Source organism: Winogradskyella tangerina (assembly GCF_003260205.1).
Lineage (GTDB): Bacteria > Bacteroidota > Bacteroidia > Flavobacteriales > Flavobacteriaceae > Winogradskyella > Winogradskyella tangerina.
Window position 1 is genome coordinate 80,320 of sequence record NZ_QERF01000003.1, and the last position, 11,099, is coordinate 91,418.

An 11,099-nucleotide genomic window follows, 5' to 3' on the forward strand; every position below is an offset into this window, starting at 1 on the left:
ATTCGTGCTATTTATCTTACAATCAGCTTTTTAGTGATTTTATGCTTCGCGTTATTTATTTCAATCAAATACACTCCATTTAAAAATGAAGCCGTACTTATACTATGATCGATCTGACCTTCATTCAAATTCTGACTAAGAATTACGCGACCTCGTATATCATATAACGTAACCTTAGATGCTTCGAAAAGTTCTCCTTTAATCTCAATTCGCTTCGGATTAGTAAGACTTATAATTTGAAGTGATTCTAGTTCAGAATCATCTATGCCAAGCGTGCCTTGTTCAAATCTAAGGAAGAATCGACCAGTGCCTAACAAGTCGGTATCTGCATTAAAAACAAAATCGGAGTTGTTCAAAAGTGTGAACGTATTATTATCACGATCTTCTAAATACACAGTTACATCGCCAGGCAGTGTGCTATCCGACATACTTACAATTAATTGCTGTCCAGCATTTGCGTTAATTCCTAAAGGTATAATTACGTTATTTGAAATATCGATTTCAGAAAATGCTTGAATGGCCATATCGAGACCAGTATTACCTTCTATTAGTTTAGAATAAATACTGAACTCTGTTGCCGTATCACCAAAAACCGTGGCATCATATCCTGGATCTAAACTCAAGGAAGCGTTGTCAGACACATAGAAATCTGTATGCGAGATATCATTGTCATTTGAAAGGTTTAGTTTGAAATATGAAATACTGTTAGAATTATTTCTTCCCAAAATAAAGTCGTCGGCATTACCATTTGTTCGCATGGCTGTTGTGAAACTTATTGCGCCATTATTATTGGCCGAGCTCACAAAGAATCCTTGGCCTGGTGCAATAATTGCATTTGGATTAGCGTCTGAATACGCCTGATTCCAGATTGTCCATCCATTTGTTGCATCGCCATCATAACCATAGACACCACTACTGAAACTATCAAACTGGGCATTATTCGCGGCTAGAAAATCTGACAACCTTATATATGAAGGGTATGGGTTTCCTATTAAATTCCACTTCGGAAAGGTAGGCCCGCTATTCACAATGTCTACATTGGTATTTTCGGTACTAACTAAACCTGTGAAAGTAAATGTACTCGCATTATTTGAAGCAGTACGATATCCTTTACCAGCATACATAGGAGCCGTCTCCGTATTAGAATATAATTGATAGGTATCCGTTGTTTTATCGAACGGCCCGAACAAGAAAAGTGTGTTTCCGGCGTTACTTACAATGTTAGAATTGGTAGTTCTAAAATCCATGAACGATTCTCCATACACTGGTGGCGAAATAAGATCATTTCCTGTGGTCGCGGAGGTCGTGTTTACATATCGTCTATATTGTACATTTCCAATCACATAATTATTTGCAATTAAACTTGCATACTCGTCAGAATCAGATTCTAATACAACATTGTCCTCTGTAACTAAATTTCCGTTAACTGTTAGTGATTGCGCCTTTTCAATTACCATTGAAGCACCATTGAAAACTGTAAGATCATTGATCTCAACATTTCCTGTTAGTGTATATGTTCCGTCTAATATAAACGCATTGTCAGAAGCTGTTGATGGTGAAGGTGCATATGGTGTCCATGCGCTATTGGTATAGATAAGGTCGTTACTATCAATTATTAGAACTGTATAGTCCTCAACTTCTCCATAAGTAAAGTCTTCACATGGATCTGGGATGTCATTCCACTTTAAAGAAACGCGCATTCGAGTCGCTACTTCTGTTGCACTAGCTGGTATTGTAAAACTTCCAGATACTGGCGAAGTCTGTGTTGGAGCCTGAGTAAATACCTGTTCGCCAATATCCTCAAAATCTCCATCGTTGTTATAATCTATCCAAACCGAATAACCTTCATCATAAACCGTGCTTGGCCAGGTAGGAGTAATGGTTATGGTATAATTTGTTCCTTTACGTAAGGCCGTTGAAATATTTGTAAAATCTGAATAAAACTGTGCTCCAGAAGAGTTGTCTATGGTGTTTAATTGTACTCTACTGATGTACTCATCATTAACATTACTACTTTCAGAAGTACAATAAGTAAGATCCGCAGGCAAGGTCAATATCGCAACTTCATTACTATCACCCGACTCATTATTTGCCGGATCTTTGGCTCTTACCTTATAACTGTACACGGTATTAGGTGATAAACCAGTCACCTGATGCGTTGTACCATTAACATTAACAATAAAACTTCCGTCTTGATAAATATCGTAGGTGATCACACTCAAATTATCAGTTGATGCTTCCCACGATAAATCAACTGAGGTTGAAGTTTCATTAGAAGCTAATAAATTTAAGGGTGTCGTTGGTGCTTCAGTGTCTGGAGCCAGTGTGGTTATATTTTCTGTATTACTTTGAGGCGAACTATTACCGGCCGCATCCTTTGCAATTACATAAAAATCGTAATTGGTAAGTGGAGTGAGGCCTTCGGCGCGATAACCTGTTGTTGAAACTGTGGCGATTAATCCACCATCCTGATATACTTTGTACTCAGTCACTGCAATATTATCAGTTGCTGCATCCCAACTTAGATCTACAGAATTTGCTGTGATATCGGCAGACACTAAATTAGTTGGTGCTGTTGGCGCTTCGGTATCTGGGACTGAAGTTTCAGTAAAACTTGCCGTAAATACACCTCGACCATAGGTAGAGGCTATCACTACATTGTTTGTGTCGTCACCGCTAATATCCCAATAGTCGAATGCTGTAACACTCACATCACTCATGCCATTATAGGCTTGCGTCCAGGTAGGACTACTAGTATCAAAATCTGAAGTTTCCCAAACCCCTAACTGTGTAGCGACTATGGCTTCATTAGGTTCTAATGGGTTTTGAAGAAAATCTCTAACGGGTAGGTTCGGTAAGTCCCCTTCTTTGCTTACCCAAGTACTCCCTTCATCAGGAGAATACCAAATACTTGTTACACCATAGTTATGAATCGTGACTATTAAATCTTGTGAGGTTTCACCAAACCTAACTGAAGAAACAGAACCAACAAACGGTGTGGTAATGGACTGCCAAGTGGCTGAAGAATTTGTTACTGAACTCAATTTAACCAGCTCGCCATTGGCCAAGCCAACAAACCAAGTGTTTGAAGCAAAGGGAGATGCTCTAAAAGCCGTAGGTTTCGAGGTTAATGCCGCGTTCGTTAAGGTACCATTACTATTTGCAGCTACATTAATACTCCTAATAGAATAGCTCGATCCTGACGAATTGTTAGATAATAATCTATTGGCATCATCATCATATCCCATTGGATTTACAAAATCTCCTGTGGTCTGACTATTTAAAAGAGTGGTTGCACCACCATTGATACGGCTTACCCCATTCCAAGGTAAATTAAATCTATAAATAACATTGTAAACATAGGTGGCGATCATGTAATCGCCGTCTTTATCAACAAATGTGTAAAAACCATCTCCGTCACTTAACTCTTCCGAAGAATTAATTCCTGGGGCAGTATTTCCATCTCTAAAGGCTTGCGTTCCGTTATCCTGAGCACCCGCAGAAAATATTCCGTTAGTATCACCCACACCATCTGGCCCAATGCCTGCTTTAACAAACTGTGTTACGTTATACCCATTATTTCTTGTTTCGATGGTAACACCAGCATTTCCAGAGTATGAAATTCCGCCATCATGTCCATACAGAATTCTTGTTGATGATCCATTTCCGAAGGCAATAGCATGCTGATCTGCGTGCACATACTGAAAGCCAAAGCCTCCATACCAATGAGATAATTGCGTATATGAACTACCTCCATTGGTGGTTTTGAATAAATCTATTCCACCCACATAGAAGGTATCGTCATCTGCTGGATCAGCTTCAATTACTAAATCATAAAAGGCTTGGCCTCTACAAAAATCATTGGCAGCAATCCCGGGATCTGCGTCATTTGGCAAATTTAGTGCTGTTATGCTTCCGAAGGCATTTGTAGTTTCATAGATATGTACAGGAGAAGTATTCCCTTCTGTTAGCGCATAAATTTTATTTGCGTTCGTAGCTGAACATTCAAGCTCAACACGATTAGAATCCGTTAAAGGAGATGCTGCAGCTTCAGTCCATGTTGAACCGTTAGTTGAACTATAAACCCTTCCGCCGCTACCACCAATACCTGGTGTTGAAATTGTTCCCATCCACAATTTATTATCAGCGCCAATTTCTAGATCATTTGGTATATAATAATAGGTATTCCCACCAAAGGAGAATTCCATGTTTGAAGATTCAATTCTAGACCAGTTAGATCCGCCATCAGTAGAATGATATAATCCAGCAGATTGTAAGCCTAACCAATTAGCCGGACTTGAAGAATCGCCATAGGCATGAGCACCAACTCCAACAAATAATTCGGTGGAAGTACCGTTGTCCCACGCAATTATATCATTTACATAATAAACACCAGACAAGAATAAATTACTTGCGTTAAAACTAAAATCACCAACACCCGCTGGTGGAATATTAATAGCGTTCCAAGTGGTTCCGCCATCTGTTGTTACATAGACACCATTTCCTACCACGTCACCAGCTGTATACTGTTCACCTGTTCCGACGTACCAAATATTTGAATTTCTCGGATCTACAGTAATTGATGTTACCGATAAATTTCCAGGTACGTTGACTACTCGTGTCCAGGCCGAAGATGCATTACTAATGTCTGTATTTTTCCATAAACCACCACTAACGCCACCAGCATAAACGGTATTATTTGTAAGGTCATTCGGATCGAATAAAAGCACACGTGTTCTACCTCCTACATTATTTGGCCCTCTTTCTTCCCAAGCATTTGATGCATTCCCAGGGTTACGTTGTGTTAATCGCTGTTGCTTTAACTGCTCTCGTAATATGGTGAGTTGACCATCATTTAATTTTCCAGTGGATGGGTTAATGGTAAGTTCCCACATCTGTTCATAATATCGATTTGGTGGAAGACCATTAAGTTTCCTTTTCTTTTTGTCCCAAGTAAGGGTTTCCTTGAATGGGCTTTTCTTTAAATAATTTTGAAGTTGCTGTCTTTGTGCCTCAATAGTAGCTTGAGACTCGTTTATCGTATCATCTTCAATGGTTTGAAGGTATATGAAACCAACACATACAGCAAGAAGCATTAAAAGGGTTAATAGGGGGCGCTTTTTAAGCATAATCGTAGGATTAAGTTTTAATTTGGTGTTCGTTGAGCTTTAATATCTTTTTGAATTTTGGATATACTCACAAAATACAATTTATTTCTAATTATAGTTGAGGCTTTTTCCATAATATTCTACAATCAGTATGAACAAAAATAGCCTGGAGGATCCCAGGCTATTCAAGTTTAAAAATATTATGTTTATCTAACGATTACTTTTTTGGTAATTGTTTTATTTCCGTCGTTAAGCTGAACCAAATACACACCACTCATAAAACTTGAAGTGTTTACTGAATTCACTGTACTATTCAATGCTAATGGTTGACTTATTATCGTCCTTCCTTGAATATCATAAAGCGTCATCTGAGTGTCCTGACTTAGTAGACCTCTAATTACGATCTGTTGTAGATCAGAATCACTATAGATCTGTAATCTATCGAGCTCTGAGTTATCAACTGATAATGATTGCTGCCCAAATCTTAGGTAGAATCTTCCAGTATCTGATAAATTGGTAGTCGGTGTAAATGTATAATCAGACGTAGTTAAGTTTGTCATAGTACTATTTACAGCATCTTCTAAATAGATGTCTTCCGTTACATTAGTGCTTTCTAAACTAATAACTAACTCTTGTCCTGCAACAGCATTAACACCTAATGGAATTACCGTTGATACATCAATATCATTATTGCTTATAGCTTGAATAGCAATATCTAAACCTTGATTGTTTTCAGCTAATTCAGAATAAATTGAATAGTCTGAAGGTGCTCCACCAAAGTGCTCGGCATCGTAACCAATATCTAATCCTAAAGTTGTATTATCATTGAAATAGATCTCAGTTTCAAAAGTATCTGTTGCGCTAGTCATCCTTAAAATAGAATGTCCGATAGTGCTTGAAGCATTTCTTCCTGCTATGAAATCATCAGAAGATCCAATTTCACGCATACCTGGAGTAAATGAAATGGTAGCTCCACCATCTTTAGACGACACAAAGAATCCTTGTCCCGGTGCAATTAATGTACCTGGATTTGCATCAGAGTATGCTAAATTCCAAACTGCCCAGTTGCTACCGTTAGAATTATCAGCATCATATCCATAGACAGCTGCACTAAATAAATCTAATTCTGAAATATTTGCAGTTAAGAAATCTGCTAAAGATATATAAGTGGTATATGGATTACCTATAAGATTCCATTTGTCATAATTAGTACCTGTTTTCTGAATAGGAATATCTACGTTTCCAGTGCTTACAGATCCCGTAAACATGAAAGTACCATTATCCGTAGAAGCCACTCGGTAACCAGTTCCTAAATCTAAAGTCGCCGTTTCCGTATTTGCAAATAATCCATAGTCATTAGCTGGTTTTTCAAATGTTCCAAATAAATACACTGTGTTTGTACCGTTAGCAAAAACATTGGTATTGTTCGATAAGAAGTCGACAAAAGACTGTCCACCAACTGGAGGCGCGATTAAATCGTTTCCTCCCGCCTGAGAATTGGCATGTCTATTATATTTTACGTTACCACTAACGCTACCTGTAACCATTAAACTTGAAAATTCATTTGAATCTGAATTTAGAATAAGATCACCGTTGTTAATTACATTTCCATTTACAGTGATATCATCACCTTTATTTACATTGATGGTTGCTCCTGAATTAACCGTAAGGTTATTCATGCTTACTGATGCATTTACGGTATAGGTACCATCTTCAATATATACGTTATCCGCACCTGTTGAACCAGAAGGCGCATTTGGTGTCCACACACTACTACTGTAAACAAGTCCATCAAAAAGATTAATGGTATAATCTTCTACTTCACCATAATTATAACCTGTACTACAAGCTGGTGGACGTGTGTTATATTGCAATGCCACACGCATTCTTGTATTTCCTTCGCTTATAGTACCTGGTACGGTGAATGTTGCATTTACAGATGCACTATTTGTAGGTGCAAGATTCATAACACGTTCTGCTGTTGAGAACGTACCATCTCTATCGTAATCTATCCAAACTCTATAGCCTTCATTATATACGGTACCTGTCCATTGTGGTGTAATGGTAACTGTATACTGAACACCAGCAACTAAAGTAGTTGATATGTTTGTAAAATCTGAATAGGACTGCGCTCCAGAGGTATTATCGATTGTATTTAACTGAACTCTTCCAATATATTCATCAGAAACACTACCTCCTGCATTTGCACAATATGAAACTGCAGATGTTGTAAAACTGTAAGAACCAGAATAAGATGAAGTATTTGCATCACAAAGTGAGCGTACTTCAAACTCGTAGTTGGTATCTGAAGTTAATCCTGTTAAATCATAACTACTAGATGTTAAACCTAAAACATCAATCCAAGTAGGCGAACCTACTTCTCTATATCTTAAGTCGAATGTTGATCCTGTTGACGTCCATGTCAATGTTGCTGAGGACATGGTAATCGACGTTGCATTCAAACTACTTGGGACAGATGGAGTTAAAGGGGTTAACAATATGTCTGATAAATCGAAAATTGCATAATCGGCAATTGTTTGACTACTCAAAGTAACCGACTGAAAACAAGGTGCACTTACCTGTAGGGTATATGTTCCTGCTTTGATAGGTCTATAGAAATCACCGTTAGTATCAGAAGATACTTCAGATCCATAGGCATCATGACCTACAACTGTAATGGTAGCTCCTTCAATAGGATTAGATGTTGAAGCATCTTTTACAATACCTCTAAAACCGTAAGTTCCTTGCGTAAGGTAATCTAACAATGCATCTCTATTATAATACCAGTAGTCAATAAGTGAACTTTCAGGTAAAATTTTAGTATCAGACAACTCAATTGTTGTTTCTCTACATTGTTGGTAAACATTCATATAATCTTGGCGTCCACCAAATACTCGGTACCATTCAGCACCATGAGTTACACCTGGACTCTCTCTCCAATCGTTATGCCAAGCTTGGCTACCTGCGCTCTCATCCCAATCGTCGTCATCTGTCATATAAGACGCTTTATTCGTGTATGTCGGAGTAGATGTACCACCTGCGTTTGCATCTGCTTGGCAATGCGTGGCATATTCAACACCGATAAATTCATACCAATCTGTATCGGCATGCGTGTATTGTGATGATGCATATGCATTATCAAAAGGGTAGTTTACAAGTTCAGTTCCACCATGGAAGTTTGCTGCAATCACAAAATTATGACTGTCGGCAAAATTCATAAATGCTATAGTTTCCGTCTGGTATGCTTGCCCGTCTGGGTGGTCACCCGCTACATTATCTGGATAGTTTCTATTAAGGTCAATGTTATTCCCATTTCCTCTTCTGGCATTCACAACAGATGTATTTGTAGCACTATTATGATAGGTTCCGTCTGGATTCGCACTTGGGTTAATCCAGATCTCAGCATTTTCTACTAAATTCTTTACTCTGGCGTGATCAGCATGACCAGTATCAGCATAAACAGTTAAAATGTAATCGATCAAGGTTAACATCATAGGGTAACCAGCAATCTCATCACCATGCATGGATGACGTATACATTAACTTAGGTTCAGCTTCATCAACCGATACATTATCAGAGATCTTTACGAACAGTAATTCCTTGTCGCCTTGGCCCGTTGTACCAATACTTACTAGCTCTACTAACGCAGGATAATCATCTTCAAAATCTTGCATTTGCTGGGCATATTCAGCATAGGTTGGATAACTTCCTAACGGGAAGGTTAATGTAGACATCATACTTCTGCTTTCTAATGGTCTAACATCATAAATAACAGATTCATCTACTTCATTTAAATCTTTAGGAACAACATAAGGGATGTTAAAAGATTCGAAATCTCTAAACTGATCTTCATTTGCCCAAGCCTTAACGGTATTAGTGCTTGGATCGTAATGCACAATAGAGAGTCTGTTTTCAAGACTTTTTAATGTATTGGCATCACTAATTTGAAAAGTGAAGGTTAACTCACCTTGTTTGTCGAGGTAATTCTCCGCCTTTTGTTTTTCTGAATTTTGTGCACCTAGGGTAAGTAAACACAATAACAAAGCGGTTAAGGTTAAAGTAATTTTTTTCATTTGTTTGGGGCTTTCAATGAATTTATGTGAGGGCTAATATATTGTAAAATATGTTAAAACACGGATTAAATGCATAAATATTCGATGAAATGCACAATTTAAATTAACTCGAAAAACTTAAATCCCTATTTATCAATTTATTATGAAGATTATCAAAAAACGACCGATTTTAGAATAAATGGCACAAATCGGGTTTGATTGCACATTTTAACTATTTTTACGTATGCAGGAGCACCATCTACTCGACGTCAAAAATCTTTCAATTTCCTTTTCTAATAATAAGAAGGAAGTTCCTATTATAAAGCAAATATCCTATCAGATAAATAGAGACGAAATTATAGCTGTTGTTGGCGAATCGGGATCGGGTAAATCTGTATCATCCTTGGCTTTAATGGGACTATTACCAAAAGGCATCTCAAAAATAACTTCAGGATCAATTGTATTTGAGAATAAAGATCTGGTTCAATTTTCGGATAAAGAATTCAAATCATTAAGAGGGAATGACATTGCTATGATATTTCAAGAACCTATGAGCTCACTAAATCCGTCCATGCGATGTGGTAAGCAAGTTGCAGAAATATTAAGGCAGCATACTTCACTTTCAAAATCAGAAATTAAAGAGGAAGTGCTTTCACTTTTCGAAAAGGTGAAACTCCCTCACCCAAAAAGAATATTTTCGTCCTATCCTCATGAAATATCTGGCGGACAGAAACAGCGTGTAATGATTGCTATGGCCATTGCTTGTCAGCCAAAACTCCTTATTGCGGACGAACCAACAACTGCTTTAGATGTTACTGTTCAGAAAGAAATCCTAGAGTTGCTTAAAGACCTTCAAAAGGAAACAAAAATGAGCATCTTGTTCATTTCCCACGATCTATCTCTAGTTTCAGAATTCGCCGATAAGGTTATTGTTATGTATAAAGGTGAAATTGTAGAACAAGGCAAAACCGTTTCGATATTTAAAAAACCTCAACATAACTATACTAAAGCACTGATTGGTGCCAGACCATCTACTGATGTTCGATTAAAAAAGCTTCCCACCATCAAGGACTTTATGAAGGAGACGGTAGATTTATCAGTCATTTCAAAGGAAGATCGCGCACAGAATCACAAAAATTTGTACAAGCAAGAACCCCTTTTGGAAATTAGTGATGTTGAAAAAACCTATTTCAAACAAACTGGGATTTTTTCAAAAGACATTCCTTTCAAAGCGGTTAATGGTGTGAGTTTTAAAATATTCCCTGGGGAAACCATCGGACTTGTAGGCGAGTCAGGCTGCGGAAAATCTACACTTGGTAATGCTATTCTACAACTCGATAAGGCTACCTCCGGAATTATTAAGTACAAAGGAAAAGATATTACGAATCTTGATACTTCTGAATTACGTCGACTTCGTAAAGACATTCAGATCATTTTTCAAGATCCATTTGCATCACTGAATCCAAGATTAACGATCGGTAATGCCATTATGGAACCCATGAAAGTTCATCAAATTGGAAATTCAGATTCTGAGCGCAAAGACAAGGTGATGGCTCTCTTAAAGAAAGTTGACCTCCAAGAATCTGACTTTTATAAATATCCTCACGAATTCTCTGGCGGGCAACGTCAGCGCGTAGGCATAGCCAGAACTATAGCTCTCGAACCTCAGCTCATTGTTTGTGACGAATCGGTTTCGGCACTCGATATTTCGGTTCAGGCTCAGGTGCTCAACCTATTAAATGATCTGAAATCACAATTCGGTTTTACCTATATATTTATATCACACGATTTGGCGGTTGTTAAATATATGGCAGACCAATTATTAGTGATGCAAAATGGAAAAATCGAAGAAATGGGTGATGCCGACGAAATTTACGCTTCACCTAAAAAAGAATACACTAAAAAACTAATTAACGCAATACCTAAAGGACTATAAATT

Annotated in this window: 3 protein-coding genes; 1 reads left to right on the forward strand and 2 read right to left on the reverse strand. The window is 37.7% G+C overall.

What is annotated here, in order from left to right:
* Positions 1-11 precede the first annotated feature (11 nt).
* Both DDY94_RS05875 and DDY94_RS05880 read right to left on the reverse strand, forming a co-directional pair.
* On the reverse strand, positions 12-5,129 hold the full coding sequence (locus DDY94_RS05875; protein WP_111683127.1) for a GEVED domain-containing protein: 5,118 nt from the start codon (positions 5,127-5,129) through the stop codon (positions 12-14).
* Positions 5,130-5,314: 185 nt separating this feature from the next.
* Positions 5,315-9,181, reverse strand: coding sequence for a M14 family zinc carboxypeptidase (locus tag DDY94_RS05880; RefSeq protein WP_111683128.1), 3,867 nt, complete (start codon positions 9,179-9,181; stop codon positions 5,315-5,317).
* Positions 9,182-9,404: 223 nt separating this feature from the next.
* On the opposite strand from DDY94_RS05880, the gene DDY94_RS05885 reads away from it, so the two are divergent.
* On the forward strand, positions 9,405-11,096 hold the full coding sequence (locus DDY94_RS05885) for an ABC transporter ATP-binding protein (RefSeq protein WP_111683129.1): 1,692 nt from the start codon (positions 9,405-9,407) through the stop codon (positions 11,094-11,096).
* Positions 11,097-11,099: the final 3 nt, after the last annotated feature.